Raw genomic sequence first — 18,416 nt, 5'->3', positions numbered from 1 at the left:
GAGTCGCGGTCTTCAGGTGGCCGCGTATCCGCCGCCTCGCGGCTCTAGGGGATCGATGACTGAGTATGGCCGGGGCCAGGGCTCCGAACCGTGGCATCCGGACGACCCGTTGTACGGGGACGGCGGATGGGGCGGACAGCAGACCCAGCAGGGTCAGCAGTCCCCCTACGGCGGCCAGCCACAGGACTACCCGCAGCAGCCGCAGACGCAGCAGCAGTACGGCGACTGGGGCACCGGTGACCAGCACGGGTACGGCGGTCAGCAGTACCCGCAGTACGACCAGCCCCAGTACGACCAGCAGCAACAGCACCAGCATCAGTACGACCAGCAGCAGTACGCCGCTCAGCAGCAACAGCCGCAGTACGACCAGAACGGCTGGCCCACGGGCTCCTACCCCCAGGACCCCTACGCGGCCGGCCCTGCTGATGCGTACGGGCAGCAGCAGCCGGGGACGTACGGGGGCGAACAGCCCGACTACTACAGCACCCCCGAGGCCTACCCGCCGCCGGAGCCGCCCGGCCGCCGCCGCGCCGAACCCGAGCCCGGGCCCGAACCGGAATCCGAGCCGCGGACGGACTGGGATCCGGGCCCCGACCAGGGCGAACACGCCTTCTTCGCGGGCGGTGGCGACGACGATGACGAGCGCGACGACGAGCCGGCCGAGCGGCGCGGGCGCGGCGAACGACAGGGCCGCGGCGGCAAGGAGAAGAAGCGGCGCAGTGGCATGGCCTGCCTCGTCGTGGTCGTGGTCCTCGGCGGCGGCCTCGCGGGTGTCACCTACTTCGGCTACCAGTTCTACCAGGATCGTTTCGGCAGCGCCCCGGACTTCGCGGGGGCCGGCAACGGCGAGCAGGTGACCGTCACGATCCCCAAGGGATCCGGCGGATACGCCATCGGCCAGGAGCTGAAGAAGGCGGGCGTCGTCAAGAGCGTCGACGCCTTCGTCGCGGCCCAGGCGGCCAACCCGGGCGGCAAGGCCATCCAGGACGGCGTCTACACGCTGCAGAAGGAGATGTCGGCGTCGAGCGCGGTCGAGCTGATGCTCAGCCCGAAGAGCCGCGACAATCTGATCATCGCCGAGGGTAAGCGCAACGCGGCCGTCTACGAGCTGATCGACAAGCGCCTCAAGGTGGACGACGGCACCACGGCCAAGGTCGCCGAGACCAAGTGGAAGAGCCTCGGCCTGCCCGACTGGGCCATGAACCACGACAAGCTCAAGGACCCGCTGGAGGGCTTCCTCTACCCGTCGAGCTACGCCGTCGCCAAGGGGCAGAAACCCGAGGACGTGCTGAAACAGATGGTGGCCCGTGCCACCGAGAAGTACGAGGAACTGGACTTCGAGGGGCAGTCGAAGAAGCTCGGCCTCGAGGGTCCGTGGGAGCTGGTGACGGTAGCGAGCCTGGTCCAGGCGGAGGGCAAGACCCACGACGACTTCCGCAAGATGTCCGAGGTCGTCTACAACCGGCTCAAGCCCGACAACACGGAGACGTACCAGCTGCTGCAGTTCGACTCGACCTTCAACTATCTGAGGGGCGAGAGCAACATCGACATCAGCGAGTCCGAGATCAACAGCAACAAGGACCCGTACAACACCTACACCAACAAGGGCCTGCCCCCCGGCCCCATCGGCAACCCCGGTGAAGAGGCCCTGCAGGCGGCGCTGAACCCCACGAGCGACGGCTGGATCTACTTCGTGGCGACCGACGGCGTGAACAAGACGGAGTTCGCCAAGACGCACGACGAGTTCCTGAAGCTGAAGGACAAGTTCAATGCCAGCTAGGACCGGGGTGCGGCGGGCCGCCGTACTCGGCTCCCCGATCGCCCACTCCCTCTCCCCGGTGCTGCACCGCACCGCCTATGCCGAACTGGGCCTGGACGGCTGGACGTACGACCGTTTCGAGGTCGACGAGACATCCCTGCCCGGCTTCTTCGACACGCTCGGGACCGAGTGGGCGGGGCTGTCGCTGACCATGCCGCTGAAGCGGGCGGTGATCCCGCTGCTGGACTCGGTCAGCGAGACCGCCACCTCGGTCGAGGCGGTCAACACGGTCGTCCTCACGCCGGACGGCCGCCGGACCGGCGACAACACCGACATCCCCGGGATGGTCGCCGCCCTGCGCGAGCACGGCATCGACAAGGTGGAGACGGCTGCCATCATCGGCGCCGGCGCCACCGCCTCCTCCGCCCTCGCGGCCCTGGCCCGCATCTGCTCCGGCGAGGTCACCGTCCACGTCCGCAGCGAGACCCGTGCGACGGAGATGCGCGAGTGGGCGGAGCGGCTCGACGTGGCGGTGCGCATCGCCGCCTGGGACGACGCGGAGCAGGCCCTGCACGCCCCGCTGGTCGTCAGCACCACCCCGGCCGGCGTCACGGACACCCTCGCCAGGGCCGTCCCGGAACACCCGGGGGCCCTCTTCGACGTGCTCTACGACCCGTGGCCGACCGTGCTCGCCGCCCGCTGGTCGGCGTACGGGGGTGCCGTGGTCAGCGGGCTGGACCTCCTGGTGCACCAGGCGGTGCTCCAGGTGGAGCAGATGACGGGACGTTCACCGGCGCCCCTGGACGCGATGCGAAAAGCGGGAGAGCTGGCGCTCGCGGCCCGATAAGATCCACCGTCGGTTCCGCAGGGGGCGGAACACGGGAGGGAACGCGTTCCATGTCCGCAGGCATACCACTGGCGTCGGTGAAGTCCCAGATCTTCGAGTCGGTGCTGGGCTTCCTGCCCGACTGGGTGCAGATCACGGTGCTGGCGCTGATCGTGCTCGCCGTCGTCGCGTCCTGGGTCGTCAAGCTCAAGCGCAGGATCGCGCACCGCCGTGCGGTCCGGCGCGGACAGCCGGTCCACGCGGCGGCCCAGTACGGCCAGGGGAGCGGCGCCGACCATCTGGGCGCCTACGCCCCGCAGCAGACCGCCCAGCAGCCGAGCGGTGCCGACTACCTGGGACAGCACGCGCCCCAGCAGGCGCGGCCGCAGGGCAGCGGAGCCGATTTCCTCGGCGCCTACGCCCCGCGGCAGCGCCGAAGCGAGGGCGGAACGGCCTGATCTCCTGCCCGCCCGGCCCGGGATCCCGCCCGTCCGCCTGATGGACCGGCGGCCGGACACCCGGCAGGGACGTGGGAGGATCGAAGACGGCGGACCGGGGCCGCGCACCCCGTCACGCCGCAGTCGTACACGAGGAGACGTGTACGCAGGGCAGTACCGGGGCGCGAGCATTTGAGGAGCACCGTTGAGCAGGTTGCGCTGGCTGACCGCGGGGGAGTCGCACGGTCCCGCACTCGTGGCGACGCTGGAGGGTCTTCCCGCCGGCGTACCGATCACCACCGACATGGTGGCGGACCACCTCGCGAGGCGGCGGCTGGGCTATGGACGCGGTGCCCGGATGAAGTTCGAGCGCGACGAGGTCACCTTCCTCGGCGGCGTCCGGCACGGTCTGACCATGGGCTCCCCGGTCGCGGTCATGGTGGGCAACACCGAATGGCCGAAGTGGGAGCAGGTCATGGCGGCCGACCCGGTCGACCCCGACGTGCTGGCCGGCCTGGCGCGCAACGCCCCGCTGACCCGCCCCCGCCCCGGCCACGCCGACCTGGCCGGCATGCAGAAGTACGGCTTCGACGAGGCCCGGCCGGTCCTCGAGCGGGCCTCCGCCCGCGAGACCGCCGCCCGCGTGGCACTGGGCGCGGTGGCACGGTCGTACCTGAAGGAGACGGCCGGCGTCGAGATCGTCAGTCATGTCGTCGAGCTGGCCGCCGCGAAGGCGCCGTACGGCGTGTACCCGACCCCCGCCGACGTGGAGCGTCTCGACGCCGACCCGGTGCGCTGTCTGGACGCGGACGCCTCGAAGGCGATGGTCGCGGAGATCGACCAGGCCCACAAGGACGGCGACACCCTCGGCGGCGTGGTCGAGGTCCTGGCCTACGGCGTGCCCGTGGGCCTCGGCTCCCACGTCCACTGGGACCGTCGCCTGGACGCCCGGCTGGCCGCCGCCCTGATGGGCATCCAGGCCATCAAGGGCGTGGAGGTCGGCGACGGCTTCGACCTCGCCCGTGTCCCCGGCTCGAAGGCGCACGACGAGATCGTCGTCACCGACGACGGCATCAGGCGCGCGTCGGGCCGCTCCGGCGGCACCGAGGGCGGACTGACCACCGGTGAGCTGCTGCGCGTGCGCGCGGCGATGAAGCCGATCGCGACCGTGCCGCGCGCGCTGAAGACCGTGGACGTCGTCACCGGCGAGGAGGCCGCCGCCCACCACCAGCGCTCCGACGTGTGCGCCGTGCCGGCGGCAGGGATCGTCGCCGAGGCCATGGTGGCGCTGGTTCTCGCGGACGCGGTCGCGGAGAAGTTCGGCGGCGACAGCGTCACCGAGACCCGCCGCAATGTCACGTCGTACCTCGAGAACCTGGCCATCCGATGACGGGTGCACCGGTCATCGTGCTGATCGGCCCGATGGGCGTGGGCAAGTCCACCGTCGGGCGGCTGCTCGCCGAGCGGCTGAACGTGGCCTACCGCGACACCGACGACGACATCGTCACCGCCGAGGGCAGGACCATCGCCGACATCTTCGTCGACGAGGGCGAACCCGCGTTCCGCGTGATCGAGAAGCGCGCGGTGCGTACGGCCCTCGCCGGGCACGAGGGCGTCCTGGCGCTCGGCGGCGGCGCGATCCTCGACCCGGAGACACGTGCGCTGCTCGCCGGGCAGCGGGTCGTCTACCTCTCGATGGACGTCGAGGAGGCGGTCAAGCGCACCGGCCTCAACGCCGCCCGTCCGCTCCTCGCGGTCAACCCGCGCAAGCAGTGGCGCGAGCTGATGGAGGCCCGCCGGCATCTGTACGAGGAGGCCGCCACGGCCGTCGTGCCCACCGACGGCCGTACGCCCGAGGAAGTCACCGAAGCGGCCCTGGACGCACTGGAGTTGAAGGACGCATGAGCAGCGAAGCAGTGACGCGGATCCAGATCGGCGGCACGGCGGGCACCGACCCGTACGAGGTCCTGGTGGGCCGTCAGCTCCTCGGCGAGCTCGGTGGACTGATCGGAGCGAAGGCCAAACGCGTCGCGATCGTGCACCCGGAAGCCCTCGCCGAGACCGGCGAGGCACTCCGCGAGGATCTCGCCGGGCAGGGCTACGAGGCGATCGCCATCCAGGTGCCCAACGCGGAGGAGGCCAAGACCGCCGAGGTCGCCGCCTACTGCTGGAAGGCGCTCGGCCAGTCCGGCTTCACCCGCACCGATGTCATCGTCGGCGTGGGCGGCGGGGCCACGACGGACCTGGCCGGCTTCGTGGCCGCGACCTGGCTGCGCGGGGTGCGCTGGATCGCGATCCCGACCACCGTCCTGGCCATGGTCGACGCGGCCGTGGGCGGCAAGACGGGCATCAACACCGCCGAGGGCAAGAACCTGGTCGGAGCTTTCCACCCGCCCGCCGGCGTCCTGTGCGACCTCGCCGCGCTGGACTCGCTCGCGGTCAACGACTACGTCTCCGGGCTCGCGGAGGTCATCAAGGCCGGCTTCATCGCCGACCCGGTGATCCTGGACCTCATCGAGTCCGACCCCCAGGCCGCCCGCACCCCGTCCGGCCCGCACACGGCGGAGCTGATCGAGCGTTCGATCCGGGTCAAGGCCGAGGTCGTCTCGTCCGACCTCAAGGAATCGGGCCTGCGGGAGATCCTGAACTACGGCCACACCCTCGGCCACGCCATCGAGAAGAACGAGCGCTACAAGTGGCGCCACGGCGCGGCCGTCGCCGTCGGCATGCACTTCGCCGCCGAACTCGGCCGCCTCGCGGGCCGCTTGGACGACGCCACGGCGGACCGCCACCGTACGGTCCTCGAATCGGTCGGCCTCCCGCTGCACTACCGCCACGACCAGTGGCCCAAGCTGCTGGAGAACATGAAGGTCGACAAGAAGTCCCGCGGCGACCTGCTGCGCTTCATCGTCCTCGACGGCCTCGCCAAGCCCACGGTGCTGGAGGGGCCGGACCCGGCCGTCCTGCTCGCCGCGTACGGCGAGGTGGGGGAGTAGCCCCCGGGCACTCATCACCGCCCCCGGCCGTTCACACAACGACGGCAGGGGGCGGTACCGTTCGGTAGCACGCGGGAGAAGCCCGCTGTCAGCGCCCCATCGCCTGTACGAGACGGAGTGGCACCGGATGCAGCACGCAGTGGGGTCTCCGCTGCCGCCGCCCCATCAGCCGGGGCACGGACCGGCCGCCGGCTGGTCACCGGCCGCACACCACCCGGGTCAGCACCCGGGAGCGCACCAGGGCTCCGCCCCGCTGCCCATGCCGCCTCCGGCACCGGGCTATCCGGCACCGCCGCCGCCAGGACCCGGCCCGGCCCACGCCGGTCCGCAGCACGCCTCGATGCCTCCGCCGCCGGACACCACCGGTCATGTACCGCTGCCGCCCGGCGGCCCGGTCGCCATGCCGAGCCCGCCCCAGGCGCCCGCGGCGCCCGACCCGGCCGGGACGATTCTCGCGGTGCTGCTGATAGGTCCCGCCGGCGCGGGCAAGACGAGCGTGGCCAAGTACTGGGCGGACCACCGCCGGGTGCCGACGGCGCACATCAGCCTCGACGACGTACGCGAATGGGTGCGCTCGGGGTTCGCCGATCCGCAGTCCGGGTGGAACGACCATTCGGAGGCGCAGTATCGTCTCGCCCGCCGCACCTGCGGCTTCGCGGCGCGCAACTTCCTCGCCAACGGGATCTCCTGCATTCTCGACGACGCGGTCTTCCCCGACCGGCCGGTCGTCGGCCTCGGCGGCTGGAAGCGGCACGTGGGCCCGGGTCTGCTGCCGGTGGTTCTCCTCCCCGGTCTGGACATCGTCCTGGAACGCAACGCGGAACGTTACGGCAACCGCCGGCTCACCGACGAGGAGGTGGCCCGCATCCATGGCCGGATGGCCGGCTGGTACGGCTCGGGGCTGCCCATCATCGACAACTCCCAGCTGGACATACCGGAAACGGCCCGCATCCTGGACGACGTCCTGGCCCGCTCGATAGCCAGCCCGCCCCCATGGTGAACACGGGCCCCGTACAGCGCCCCTGACACCGGACCGAGCGCGACTTCCCCTCGCTCGCACGGGCCCCAACGCCACGACTCCCCACAACCCCCGACCCCACGACGCAGCCGCGTCCGCCCCCCCACTCGGCCCCGCTCGACCGGCGACATCCGGCCACCGCTCCTACGCTCGAAGAATGTCAGAGGTCTACGCGGGACGCCGGACGCGGCTACGGGAATGCTGCAACGCGGGTGGCAGCGCGGCGGCGCTGGTGTCCCGCCCCGCCAACGTGCGCTACCTCGCCGGCGCCGCCCCCGAAGGCGCCGTGCTCCTGCTCGGCAGGACCGAGGACCTCCTCGTCTGCGTCGGCCCACCCGACGACCGCTCCCCCCAGAGCCGCCCCGACGAAGCACTCCGCGTCCACATCGTCCCCGGCCTCGGCAGCGGAGGCGGCGGCCGCAGCCGCACCGGCGGCAGCGGCAGCGACGCCGCAGTCGCAGCCGCCGGCCTCGCCGTCACCCAGGGCGCCGACTCCCTCGCCCTCGAGGAACACCACCTCACCGTCACCCGCCACCACGCCATCCGCGACACAGCCCCCCGCCTCCGCCTCACCGGCATCGGCTGCGCCGTCGAACAGCTTCGCGTCGTCAAGGACGAGGAAGAGATCTCCTGCCTCCGCATCGGCGCCGAGATCGCCGACCAGGCACTGGGCGAACTCCTGGAGTCCATCCTCGTAGGCCGCACCGAACGCCATCTCGCCCTCGAACTGGAGCGCCGCCTCGTCGACCACGGCGCCGACGGGCCCGCCTTCCCCACCTCCGTCGCCACCGGCCCGCATGCCGGCCGTCCCGGCCACCGCCCCACCGACCGCCGCGTCGAGGAGGGCGACTTCCTCTCGGTCTGCCTCGGCGCCACCTACCGCGGCTACCGCTGCGAGATCGGCCGCACGTTCGTCATCGGCACGGCTCCCGCGGACTGGCAGATCGAGCTGTACGACCTCGTCTTCTCCGCCCAGCGCGCCGGACGCGAGTCCCTCGTCCCCGGCGCCGCCTGCCGTGACGTGGACCGCGCGGCCCGCCAGGTGCTGGACTCCGCGGGGTACGCCGAGGCCCTCCCCGAACTCACCGGCCACGGTGTAGGACTGGAAATCGACGAGGACCCTCAATTGACCCCCGCGGCCATGGGTAAACTGGACGCTTGCGTGCCGGTCACCGTCGAACCGGGGGTCCACCTCCCGGGCCGGGGCGGAGTCCGGATCGATGACACGCTCGTCGTACGCCCCGAGGCGGACGGCGGACCCGAGCTACTCACCATCACGACCAAGGAGCTGCTCGCGCTCTAGCCCCGCGTCGGGCACGGGCGCAGGCCCCGGCCGTCGTCCACGTCAGTCCAGTCCAGGAGATTCCGCAACCGTGGCTTCCACGAACGACCTCAAGAACGGCATGGTGCTCAAGCTCGAAGGCGGCCAGCTCTGGTCCGTCGTCGAGTTCCAGCACGTCAAGCCCGGCAAAGGCCCGGCCTTCGTGCGCACCAAGCTGAAGAACGTGCTGTCCGGCAAGACCGTCGACAAGACCTTCAACGCCGGCGTCAAGGTCGAAACGGCCACCGTCGACAAGCGCGACATGCAGTTCTCGTACATGGACGGCGAATACTTCGTCTTCATGGACATGCAGACCTACGACCAGCTGCACATCGACCGCAAGACGGTCGCCGACGCCGCCAACTTCCTCATCGAGGGCTTCGAGGCCACCGTCGCGCAGCACGAGGGCGAGGTGCTCTTCGTCGAGCTCCCGGCCGCCGTCGAGCTGGTCATCCAGGAGACCGAGCCGGGCGTCCAGGGCGACCGCTCCACCGGCGGCACCAAGCCCGCCATCCTGGAGACCGGTCACCAGATCCAGGTCCCCCTCTTCATCACCACCGGTGAGAAGATCAAGGTCGACACCCGCACCAGCGACTACCTCGGCCGGGTGAACAGCTAACCGTGGCTGCCCGCAATACGGCCCGCAAGCGTGCCTTCCAGATCATTTTCGAGGGCGATCAGCGCGGCGCCGAGGTTCTGACCGTCCTCGCCGACTGGGTCCGGCACGCCCGGTCCGACACCCGGCAGCCGCCGGTGAGCGAGTACACGATGCAGCTCGTCGAGGGCTACGCGGAGCACGCGCGGCGCATCGACGAGCTGATCGCCCAGTACTCGGTGGGCTGGACGATCGACCGTATGCCGGTCGTCGACCGCAGCATTCTGCGGCTCGGCGCGTACGAGCTGATCTGGGTCGATGAGACCCCGGACGCGGTGGTCCTCGACGAGATGGTGCAGTTGGCGAAGGAATTCTCGACCGATGAGTCGCCCTCCTTCGTGAACGGGCTGCTGGGCCGGCTCAAGGAGCTGAAGCCGTCGCTTCGACGCGAGGCGTAAGCGTACGCCGCGCGTCGTGAGCGCGCCCACCACCGCGGGGGTGCGCCTGAGAGGCGACTGCGGGCCGGCCCGTGGCTGGTCGCGCGCTGGTCGCGTGGTTGCGGGCGCCCCTGCGGTGCTGCCCTCACGGCGCGCGTACGTGCCCGCGAAGAATCGGCGCGCCCACGAAAAACCGCCGGGGTGGCCGGAACCCATATGGTTCCGGCCACCCCGGCGGCACGTTTCTGCGGTCCCGTGGACCGGCTACGCGTCCTCGTGCGAGGCCACCGCGCGGCGCGCGTCCGCGTCCAGGACGCCCCAGTTGATCAGCTGCTCGGTGAGGACCGAGGGCGACTGGTCGTAGATGACGGCGAGGGTGCGCAGGTCGTCCTGGCGGATCGAGAGCACCTTGCCGTTGTAGTCGCCGCGCTGCGACTGGATCGTCGCCGCGTACCGCTGCAGCGGGCCCGCCTTCTCGGCCGGCACCGTGGCCAGCCGCTCCAGGTCCAGGACCAGCTTCGGCGGCGGCTCGGCGGCCCCGCCCGGGGTCGTGCCCGGCAGCAGCTCCTGCACCGGGACGCCGTAGAAGTCCGCCAGCTCCGCGAGGCGCTGCACGGTCACGGCGCGGTCGCCGCGCTCGTACGAACCGACCACGACCGCCTTCCAGCGGCCCTGGGACTTCTCCTCGACACCGTGGAGGGAAAGGCCCTGCTGGGTGCGGATCGCCCGGAGCTTGGCCCCGAGCTGTTTGGCGTATTCGCTGGACATATAGCTCCCCGGCACTGTGTCGACGCGACTCTGGCTGGTTTCCATGCCGCGCGGCTGGTAACTCACTGTGAGGTTACGCAGCGTTACTCTCGCTCGTCAAGCCGAATGGTCCACACCGACTCTTCCGTGGTAGCGAAGATCGGCTACTCCATCGGAGTGATCGGGGGTGTCGCTACGGGCGGAATCCCACCTGATAGCGTGGGTCACGCAATCCGACGTCCTTTAAGGTCCGTCCCGTGAGGCGGAGAAGGAGGTCCGTTTCATATGGACACGCAGGACACGCAGAATCCGCAGCCCGATGCCCGCCCCGTTCTCGAGGCCCCGGACATCGCACGGGTCATGACCCGCATCGCCCACGAGATCGTCGAACGCGCCAAGGGCGCCGACGACGTGGTGCTCCTCGGCATCCCGACCCGAGGCGTCTTCCTCGCCCAGCGGCTCGCCGCCAAGCTCGAGCAGATCACCGAGCGCAAGGTCCCGGTCGGCTCGCTGGACATCACGATGTACCGCGACGACCTGCGCATGCACCCGCCGCGTGCGCTCGCCCGTACCGAGATCCCCGGCGACGGCATCGACGGCCGCCTGGTCGTCCTCGTCGACGACGTGCTCTTCTCCGGCCGCACCATCCGCGCAGCCCTCGACGCGCTGAACGACATCGGGCGCCCGCGCGCGGTGCAGCTCGCCGTCCTCGTCGACCGCGGCCACCGCGAACTGCCCATCCGCGCCGACTACGTCGGCAAGAACCTCCCCACGTCGCTGCGGGAGACGGTCAAGGTCCTGCTCGCCGAGGAGGACGGTCGCGACACCGTGCTGCTCGGCGCCAAGCAGACCTCCCAGTAGCACTTCGGTGCGCACGCCCCGGGCGTGCGCCGGCTCGGCACGCCCACGCGCGTACCCGTCTGCCCGATTTCGCCGCCGATTTCGTCATATCGAACCGCCTTACGGAGCCTGACAGATGCAGCGTCATCTCATCTCGGCCGCCGACCTCACCCGCGACGACGCCGTCCTGATCCTCGACACCGCCGAGGAGATGGCCCGGGTCGCCGACCGGCCGATCAAGAAACTCCCGACCCTGCGCGGCCGGACCGTCGTCAACCTCTTCTTCGAGGACTCCACCCGCACCCGGATCTCCTTCGAGGCCGCCGAGAAGCGGCTGTCGGCGGACGTCATCAACTTCACCGCCAAGGGCTCCAGCGTCTCCAAGGGCGAGTCCCTGAAGGACACGGCGCAGACCCTGGAGGCCATGGGCGTCGACGCCGTGGTCATCCGGCACGGCGCCTCCGGGGCCCCGTACCGGCTGGCCACCTCCGGCTGGATCGACGCGCACGTCATCAACGCGGGCGACGGCACCCACCAGCACCCCACCCAGGCCCTCCTCGACGCCTTCACCATGCGGCGCCGGCTGGTCGGCCGGGACGCCGGACTCGGGCAGGACCTGTCGGGCCGCCGCATCACGATCGTCGGCGACGTCCTGCACAGCAGGGTCGCCCGCTCCAACGTCGACCTGCTGCACACCCTCGGCGCCGAGGTCACCCTGGTCGCCCCGCCGACCCTGCTGCCGGTCGGCATCGACACCTGGCCCTGCGAGGTGTCGTACGACCTCGACTCGACGCTGACCAAGTCCGACGCGGTGATGATGCTGCGCGTCCAGCGCGAGCGGATGAACGCCGCGTTCTTCCCCACCGAGCGGGAGTACTCGCGCCGCTACGGCCTCGACGGCGACCGCATGGCGCGGATGCCCGGGCACGCCATCGTCATGCACCCCGGCCCGATGGTCCGCGGCATGGAGATCACCGCCGAGGTCGCCGACTCCGACCGCTGCACGGTGATCGAGCAGGTCGCCAACGGCGTCTCCATCCGCATGGCCGTCCTCTACCTGCTGCTGGGCGGCAACGAACCCGCCCTCACCCACGCCCGCACCACCACCGAGGAGAAGTAAGAACCATGAGCAAGATCCTTATCCGCGGTGCGAAGGTGCTCGGCGGCGAGCCGCAGGACGTGCTGATCGACGGCGAAACGATCACTCGGGTCGGCGCCGGACTGCCCGCCGACGGCGCCGAGGTCGTCGAGGCCGGCGGCAAGGTGCTCCTGCCGGGCCTGGTCGACCTGCACACCCATCTGCGCGAGCCCGGCCGCGAGGACTCCGAGACCGTCCTGACGGGCACCCGCGCGGCGGCGAGCGGCGGCTACACCAGCGTCTTCGCCATGGCCAACACCTTCCCGGTCGCCGACACCGCCGGCGTCGTCGAGCAGGTCTGGCGGCTCGGCCAGGAGTCCGGCTACTGCGACGTGCAGCCGATCGGCGCCGTCACCGTCGGCCTGGAGGGGGCCAAGCTCGCCGAACTGGGCGCCATGCACGAGTCCGCGGCAGGCGTCACCGTCTTCTCCGACGACGGCAAGTGCGTCCACGACGCCGTGATCATGCGCCGCGCCCTGGAGTACGTGAAGGCCTTCGGCGGCGTCGTCGCCCAGCACGCCCAGGAGCCCCGGCTCACCGAGGGCGCCCAGATGAACGAGGGCGTCGTCTCCGCCGAGCTGGGCCTGGGCGGCTGGCCGGCCGTCGCCGAGGAGTCGATCATCGCGCGGGACGTGCTGCTCGCCGAGCACGTCGGCTCCCGCGTGCACATCTGCCACCTGTCGACCGCCGGGTCCGTCGAGATCGTCCGGTGGGCCAAGTCCCGGGGCATCGACGTCACCGCCGAGGTCACCCCGCACCACCTCCTCCTCACCGACGAACTGGTCCGGTCGTACGACCCGGTCTACAAGGTCAACCCGCCGCTGCGCACGGAGCGCGACGTGACGGCACTGCGCGAGGCGCTCGCCGACGGCACGATCGACATCGTCGCCACCGACCACGCCCCGCACCCGCACGAGGACAAGGACTGCGAGTGGGCCGCCGCCGCCATGGGCATGGTCGGTCTGGAGACCGCCCTGTCGGTGGTGCAGGACACGATGGTGGAGACGGGCCTGCTGGACTGGGCCGGCGTCGCCGACCGCATGTCCTTCACGCCGGCGCGCATCGGCCGGGCCGCGGGTCACGGCCGTCCCGTCTCGGCAGGCGAGCCCGCCAACCTCACCCTCGTCGACACGGCATACCGTGGCCCTGTGGACCCCGCGGGCTTCGCCTCGCGCAGCCGCAACACCCCGTACGAGGGCCGTGAGCTGCCGGGCCGTGTCACCCACACCTGGCTCCGGGGCAAGGCCACGCTCGTCGACGGGAAGCTCACGTGACACCTGTACTCCTGCTGGCCGCCGATAAGGAATCGGCGGAAGTGACCGACTGGGCCGCCCGGATCGGCTGGGTCGTCGGACTCGCCCTCTTCGTCGCGCTCGTCTACTGGCTGATGCGCGAGGGCTGGAAGTGGCGGGGCACGCTCCAGGGCGACCTGCCCGAGCTGCACAGCGCGCCGGACGACCCCGGCGAGGTGAAACTGACGATGAGCGGCCGCTACCACGGCTCCACCACCGCCGGACAGTGGCTCGACCGCATCGTGGCGCACGGCCTGGGCACCCGCAGCAGGGCCGAGCTCACGCTGACGGACGCGGGACTGGACGTCGTACGCCAGGGTGCGGACGACTTCTTCGTCCCGGTGGACGCCCTGCGCGAGGCCCGCCTCGACAAGGGCATCGCCGGCAAGGTCCTCACCGAGGGCGGACTGCTGGTCGTGACGTGGGCACACGGCGACAGGCTGATCGACTCCGGCTTCCGCTCCGGCCACGCGGCCGAGCACAACGCGTGGGTGGAAGCCCTCAACCACATGATCAACAAGACGGAAGGCGCACGATGACAACCTCCACCAGGGGAGCCGCCAAGGTTCCCGCCGTACTCGTCCTGGAGGACGGCCGGATCTTCCGCGGCCGTGCCTACGGGGCGGTGGGGGAGACCTTCGGCGAAGCGGTGTTCTCCACCGGCATGACCGGCTACCAGGAGACCCTCACCGACCCGTCCTACCACCGCCAGGTCGTGGTGATGACCGCCCCGCACGTGGGGAACACCGGCGTCAACGACGAGGACATGGAGTCCAGGAAGATCTGGGTCTCCGGCTACGTCGTGCGCGACCCCGCGCGGGTGCCCTCCAACTGGCGCTCCCGCCGCACGCTGGACGCCGAACTGGCCGCCCAGGACGTCGTCGGCATCAGCGGCATCGACACCCGCGCGCTCACCCGCCATCTGCGGGAGCGCGGCGCCATGCGCGTCGGCATCTTCAGCGGCGACGCCGTGCGCGACGACGCGGCCCTGCTGGCCCGTGTCCAGGAGGCGCCCAGGATGGAGGGCGCCGACCTGTCCGCCGAGGTCGCCACCACCGAGCCGTACGTCGTCCCCGCGATCGGCGAGAAGACGTTCACCGTCGCCGCGATCGACCTCGGCATCAAGGGCATGACCCCGCACCGCATGGCCGAGCGCGGCATCGAGGTGCATGTCCTGCCCGCCACCGCCACCGTCGACGACGTCTACGCCGTGAACCCGGACGGCGTGTTCTTCTCCAACGGCCCCGGCGACCCGTCCACCGCCGACCACCCCGTCTCCGTCATGCGGGGCGTCCTGGAGCGCGGCACCCCGCTGTTCGGCATCTGCTTCGGCAACCAGATCCTGGGCCGCGCCCTCGGCTTCGGCACCTACAAGCTGAAGTACGGCCACCGCGGCATCAACCAGCCGGTGCAGGACCGCACGACCGGCAAGGTCGAGGTCACCGCGCACAACCACGGCTTCGCCGTGGACGCCCCGCTCGACAAGGTCTCCGACACCCCGTTCGGCCGCGCCGAGGTCTCCCACGTGTGTCTCAACGACAACGTGGTGGAGGGCCTCCAGCTCCTCGACAAGCCGGCCTTCAGCGTCCAGTACCACCCCGAAGCGGCAGCGGGCCCGCACGACGCCGCCTACCTGTTCGACCGCTTCGTGAACCTCATGGAGGGCCAGCGTGCCTAAGCGCACCGATATCCAGTCCGTCCTGGTCATCGGCTCCGGCCCGATCGTCATCGGCCAGGCCGCCGAGTTCGACTACTCCGGCACCCAGGCGTGCCGCGTCCTCAAGGCCGAGGGCCTGCGGGTCGTCCTGGTGAACTCCAACCCGGCGACGATCATGACCGACCCGGAGATCGCCGACGCCACCTACGTCGAGCCGATCACCCCCGAGTTCGTCGAGAAGATCATCGCCAAGGAGCGCCCCGACGCGCTCCTGCCCACGCTGGGCGGCCAGACGGCCCTCAACACCGCCATCTCGCTGCACGGCAACGGCGTACTGGAGAAGTACGGCGTCGAGCTGATCGGCGCCAACGTCGAGGCGATCAACAAGGGCGAGGACCGCGACCTGTTCAAGGAGGTCGTCGAGGAGGTCCGCAGGAAGACCGGCCACGGCGAGTCCGCCCGCTCCCACATCTGCCACTCCATGGACGACGTCCTCAAGGGCGTCGAGGCGCTCGGCGGCTACCCGGTCGTCGTCCGCCCGTCCTTCACCATGGGCGGCGCCGGCTCCGGCTTCGCGCACGACGAGGACGAGCTGCGCCGCATCGCGGGCCAGGGCCTCACCCTCTCGCCGACCACCGAGGTGCTCCTGGAGGAGTCCATCCTCGGCTGGAAGGAGTACGAGCTGGAGCTGATGCGCGACAAGAACGACAACGTCGTGGTCGTCTGCTCCATCGAGAACTTCGACCCCATGGGCGTGCACACCGGCGACTCGATCACCGTCGCGCCCGCGATGACGCTCACCGACCGCGAGTACCAGGTGCTGCGCGACGTCGGCATCGCGATCATCCGCGAGGTCGGCGTCGACACCGGCGGCTGCAACATCCAGTTCGCGGTGGACCCCGAGGACGGCCGGGTCATCGTCATCGAGATGAACCCGCGTGTGTCGCGTTCGTCCGCGCTGGCCTCCAAGGCGACCGGTTTCCCCATCGCCAAGATCGCCGCGAAGCTCGCCGTGGGCTACACCCTCGACGAGATCCCCAACGACATCACCCAGGAGACCCCGGCCTCCTTCGAGCCGACGCTCGACTACGTGGTCGTCAAGGCCCCCCGCTTCGCCTTCGAGAAGTTCCCGAGCGCCGACTCGACCCTCACCACCACCATGAAGTCGGTCGGCGAGGCCATGGCCATCGGCCGCAACTTCACCGAGGCGTTCCAGAAGGCGCTGCGCTCGCTGGAGAAGAAGGGCAGCCAGTTCACCTTCGTCGGCGAGCCCGGCGACAAGGAGGAGCTGCTGCGCGAGGCGATCCGCCCGACCGACGGCCGGATCAACGCGGTCATGGGCGCCATCCGCGCGGGCGCCACCCCCGAGGAGGTCTTCGAGCACACGAAGATCGACCCCTGGTTCGTCGACCAGCTCTTCCTCGTCAAGGAGATCGCCGACGAGCTGGCCGCGGCCCCCGAGCTGACCACCGACCTGCTCGCCGAGGCCAAGCGGCACGGCTTCTCCGACCAGCAGATCGCCGAGATCCGCGGCCTGCGCGAGGACGTCGTCCGCGAGGTGCGGCACGCGCTCGGCATCCGCCCGGTCTACAAGACGGTCGACACCTGCGCCGCCGAGTTCGCCGCCCGGACGCCGTACTTCTACTCCTCCTACGACGAGGAGACCGAGGTCGCGCCGCGCGAGAAGCCCGCGGTGATCATCCTGGGCTCCGGTCCGAACCGCATCGGCCAGGGCATCGAGTTCGACTACTCCTGCGTCCACGCCTCCTTCGCGCTGAGCGACGCCGGGTACGAGACCGTGATGGTCAACTGCAACCCGGAAACCGTCTCCACCGACTACGACACCTCCGACCGGCTCTACTTCGAGCCGCTCACCCTGGAGGACGTCCTGGAGATCGTCCACGCCGAGCAGCAGGCCGGACCGGTCGCCGGCGTCGTCGTGCAGCTCGGCGGCCAGACCCCGCTCGGTCTGTCGCAGGCGCTCAAGGACAACGGCGTGCCGATCGTCGGCACCTCCCCGGAGGCCATCCACGCCGCCGAGGACCGCGGCGCCTTCGGCCGCGTCCTCGCCGAGGCCGGACTGCCCGCCCCCAAGCACGGCACCGCCACCACCTTCGCCGAGGCCAAGGCCATCGCCGACGAGATCGGCTACCCGGTCCTCGTCCGCCCGTCCTACGTGCTCGGCGGCCGCGGCATGGAGATCGTCTACGACGAGACCCGCCTGGGGTCCTACATCGCCGAGTCGACCGAGATCAGCCCCTCCCGGCCGGTCCTCGTCGACCGCTTCCTCGACGACGCCATAGAGATCGACGTGGACGCCCTCTACGACGGCGAGGAGCTCTACCTCGGCGGCGTCATGGAGCACATCGAGGAGGCCGGCATCCACTCCGGCGACTCGGCGTGCGCCCTGCCCCCGATCACGCTCGGCGGGTTCGACATCAAGCGGCTGCGCGCCTCCACGGAGGCCATCGCGCGCGGTGTCGGGGTGCGCGGTCTGATCAACATCCAGTTCGCGCTCTCCGGGGACATCCTCTACGTCCTGGAGGCCAACCCGCGCGCCTCGCGCACCGTCCCCTTCACCTCGAAGGCGACCGCGGTGCCGCTGGCGAAGGCCGCCGCGCGGATCTCGCTGGGCGCGACCGTCGCCGAGCTGCGCGCCGAGGGCCTGCTCCCGGCGAACGGCGACGGCGGCGAACTCCCGCTGGACGCGCCGATCTCCGTCAAGGAGGCCGTGATGCCGTGGTCCCGCTTCCGGGACATCCACGGCCGCGGCGTCGACACCGTGCTCGGCCCGGAGATGCGTTCCACCGGCGAGGTCATGGGCATCGACTCCGTCTTCGGCACGGCGTACGCCAAGTCGCAGGCCGGCGCGTACGGTCCGCTGCCGACCAAGGGCCGCGCCTTCATCTCGGTCGCCAACCGGGACAAGCGCTCGATGATCTTCCCCGCGCGGGAGCTGGTCGCCCACGGCTTCGAGCTGCTCGCCACCTCCGGCACCGCCGAGGTCCTCAAGCGCAACGGCATCAACGCCACCGTGGTCCGCAAGCAGTCCGAGGGCACCGGCCCGAACGGCGAGAAGACCATCGTCCAGCTCATCCACGACGGCGAGGTCGACCTCATCGTCAACACCCCGTACGGCACCGGCGGCCGCCTCGACGGCTACGACATCCGTACGGCGGCGGTGGCCCGGTCGGTGCCGTGCCTGACGACGGTCCAGGCGCTCGCCGCCGCCGTCCAGGGCATCGACGCGCTGAACCGCGGCGACGTGGGCGTCCGCTCACTGCAGGAACACGCGGAACACCTGACCGCGGCCCGCGACTAGCAGCAGCCCCCAGGGGGACACCGGAAACGGT

Annotated in this window: 17 protein-coding genes; 16 read left to right on the top strand and 1 reads right to left on the bottom strand. The window is 70.8% G+C overall.

What is annotated here, in order from left to right; all coding sequences use genetic code 11:
- Nucleotides 1–55: 55 nt before the first annotated feature.
- The 10 genes from mltG (at nt 56) to nusB (ending at nt 9,410) form a co-directional block, all read left to right on the top strand.
- Entirely contained in the window at nt 56–1,780 is a 1,725-nt protein-coding gene (gene mltG, locus IF28_RS0119100) for an endolytic transglycosylase MltG (RefSeq protein WP_037893564.1), read from the top strand.
- Nucleotides 1,770–2,606, top strand: coding sequence for a shikimate dehydrogenase (locus tag IF28_RS0119095; protein WP_030221636.1), 837 nt, complete (start codon nt 1,770–1,772; stop codon nt 2,604–2,606). The genes mltG and IF28_RS0119095 overlap by 11 nt, the downstream gene beginning before the upstream one ends.
- Nucleotides 2,607–2,656: 50 nt before the next feature.
- Nucleotides 2,657–3,043, top strand: a complete 387-nt coding sequence (locus IF28_RS0119090; protein ID WP_030221633.1) for a hypothetical protein — start codon at nt 2,657–2,659, stop codon at nt 3,041–3,043.
- Between the two features lie 184 nt (nt 3,044–3,227).
- Nucleotides 3,228–4,412, top strand: coding sequence for a chorismate synthase (gene aroC / locus IF28_RS0119085; RefSeq protein WP_030221629.1), 1,185 nt, complete (start codon nt 3,228–3,230; stop codon nt 4,410–4,412).
- Nucleotides 4,409–4,927 carry a shikimate kinase gene (locus tag IF28_RS0119080; RefSeq protein WP_030221626.1) on the top strand — a complete coding sequence of 173 codons (519 nt, stop codon included), beginning with the start codon at nt 4,409–4,411 and terminating at the stop codon, nt 4,925–4,927. Before aroC ends, IF28_RS0119080 begins: the two co-directional genes overlap by 4 nt.
- A complete protein-coding gene (gene aroB / locus IF28_RS0119075; RefSeq protein ID WP_030221622.1) occupies nt 4,924–6,018 on the top strand; it encodes a 3-dehydroquinate synthase in 1,095 nt (364 codons plus the stop codon). Before IF28_RS0119080 ends, aroB begins: the two co-directional genes overlap by 4 nt.
- Before the next feature lie 127 nt (nt 6,019–6,145).
- Nucleotides 6,146–7,018 (top strand): Pro-rich N-terminal domain-containing protein, encoded by an 873-nt coding sequence (locus IF28_RS36435; protein ID WP_030221618.1) that lies wholly within the window; start codon nt 6,146–6,148, stop codon nt 7,016–7,018.
- 175 nt (nt 7,019–7,193) lie between these two features.
- Nucleotides 7,194–8,339, top strand: coding sequence for an aminopeptidase P family protein (locus IF28_RS0119065; RefSeq protein ID WP_030221615.1), 1,146 nt, complete (start codon nt 7,194–7,196; stop codon nt 8,337–8,339).
- A gap of 70 nt (nt 8,340–8,409) precedes the next feature.
- Nucleotides 8,410–8,976: an elongation factor P gene (gene efp, locus IF28_RS0119060; protein ID WP_030221612.1), complete on the top strand. Its 567-nt coding sequence runs from the start codon at nt 8,410–8,412 to the stop codon at nt 8,974–8,976.
- Between the two features lie 2 nt (nt 8,977–8,978).
- Nucleotides 8,979–9,410: a transcription antitermination factor NusB gene (gene nusB, locus IF28_RS0119055; RefSeq protein WP_030221610.1), complete on the top strand. Its 432-nt coding sequence runs from the start codon at nt 8,979–8,981 to the stop codon at nt 9,408–9,410.
- 243 nt (nt 9,411–9,653) lie between these two features.
- On the opposite strand, the gene bldD is transcribed toward nusB, so the two are convergent.
- Complete coding sequence (gene bldD / locus IF28_RS0119050; protein ID WP_030221608.1) at nt 9,654–10,157, bottom strand: transcriptional regulator BldD; 504 nt, start codon at nt 10,155–10,157, stop codon at nt 9,654–9,656.
- 264 nt (nt 10,158–10,421) lie between these two features.
- On the opposite strand from bldD, the gene pyrR reads away from it, so the two are divergent.
- The 6 genes from pyrR (at nt 10,422) to carB (ending at nt 18,385) form a co-directional block, all read left to right on the top strand.
- A complete protein-coding gene (gene pyrR / locus IF28_RS0119045) occupies nt 10,422–10,997 on the top strand; it encodes a bifunctional pyr operon transcriptional regulator/uracil phosphoribosyltransferase PyrR (protein WP_030221605.1) in 576 nt (191 codons plus the stop codon).
- A gap of 115 nt (nt 10,998–11,112) precedes the next feature.
- Nucleotides 11,113–12,096 (top strand): aspartate carbamoyltransferase catalytic subunit, encoded by a 984-nt coding sequence (locus IF28_RS0119040; protein ID WP_030221602.1) that lies wholly within the window; start codon nt 11,113–11,115, stop codon nt 12,094–12,096.
- A gap of 5 nt (nt 12,097–12,101) precedes the next feature.
- A complete protein-coding gene (locus IF28_RS0119035; protein WP_030221599.1) occupies nt 12,102–13,388 on the top strand; it encodes a dihydroorotase in 1,287 nt (428 codons plus the stop codon).
- Complete coding sequence (locus tag IF28_RS0119030) at nt 13,385–13,945, top strand: hypothetical protein (protein WP_030221597.1); 561 nt, start codon at nt 13,385–13,387, stop codon at nt 13,943–13,945. The genes IF28_RS0119035 and IF28_RS0119030 overlap by 4 nt, the downstream gene beginning before the upstream one ends.
- On the top strand, nt 13,942–15,084 hold the full coding sequence (gene carA / locus IF28_RS0119025) for a glutamine-hydrolyzing carbamoyl-phosphate synthase small subunit (protein WP_030221595.1): 1,143 nt from the start codon (nt 13,942–13,944) through the stop codon (nt 15,082–15,084). Before IF28_RS0119030 ends, carA begins: the two co-directional genes overlap by 4 nt.
- Entirely contained in the window at nt 15,077–18,385 is a 3,309-nt protein-coding gene (gene carB / locus IF28_RS0119020) for a carbamoyl-phosphate synthase large subunit (RefSeq protein WP_030221592.1), read from the top strand. Before carA ends, carB begins: the two co-directional genes overlap by 8 nt.
- Nucleotides 18,386–18,416: the final 31 nt, after the last annotated feature.

Source organism: Streptomyces sp. NRRL WC-3626, from assembly GCF_000718785.1.
GTDB lineage: Bacteria > Actinomycetota > Actinomycetes > Streptomycetales > Streptomycetaceae > Streptomyces > Streptomyces edwardsiae.
This window is presented reverse-complemented; position numbering and strand designations above follow the sequence as displayed.

What these genes read in the sequence shown, in the direction of transcription:
- mltG (WP_037893564.1), top strand. Translation starts at nt 56, where the DNA reads ATGACTGAGTATGGCCGGGGCCAGGGCTCCGAACCGTGGCATCCGGAC.
- IF28_RS0119095 (WP_030221636.1), top strand. Translation starts at nt 1,770, where the DNA reads ATGCCAGCTAGGACCGGGGTGCGGCGGGCCGCCGTACTCGGCTCCCCG.
- IF28_RS0119090 (WP_030221633.1), top strand. Translation starts at nt 2,657, where the DNA reads ATGTCCGCAGGCATACCACTGGCGTCGGTGAAGTCCCAGATCTTCGAG.
- IF28_RS0119080 (WP_030221626.1), top strand. Translation starts at nt 4,409, where the DNA reads ATGACGGGTGCACCGGTCATCGTGCTGATCGGCCCGATGGGCGTGGGC.
- aroB (WP_030221622.1), top strand. Translation starts at nt 4,924, where the DNA reads ATGAGCAGCGAAGCAGTGACGCGGATCCAGATCGGCGGCACGGCGGGC.
- IF28_RS36435 (WP_030221618.1), top strand. Translation starts at nt 6,146, where the DNA reads ATGCAGCACGCAGTGGGGTCTCCGCTGCCGCCGCCCCATCAGCCGGGG.
- IF28_RS0119065 (WP_030221615.1), top strand. Translation starts at nt 7,194, where the DNA reads ATGTCAGAGGTCTACGCGGGACGCCGGACGCGGCTACGGGAATGCTGC.
- bldD (WP_030221608.1), bottom strand. Translation starts at nt 10,157, where the DNA reads ATGTCCAGCGAATACGCCAAACAGCTCGGGGCCAAGCTCCGGGCGATC.
- pyrR (WP_030221605.1), top strand. Translation starts at nt 10,422, where the DNA reads ATGGACACGCAGGACACGCAGAATCCGCAGCCCGATGCCCGCCCCGTT.
- IF28_RS0119040 (WP_030221602.1), top strand. Translation starts at nt 11,113, where the DNA reads ATGCAGCGTCATCTCATCTCGGCCGCCGACCTCACCCGCGACGACGCC.
- IF28_RS0119035 (WP_030221599.1), top strand. Translation starts at nt 12,102, where the DNA reads ATGAGCAAGATCCTTATCCGCGGTGCGAAGGTGCTCGGCGGCGAGCCG.
- carA (WP_030221595.1), top strand. Translation starts at nt 13,942, where the DNA reads ATGACAACCTCCACCAGGGGAGCCGCCAAGGTTCCCGCCGTACTCGTC.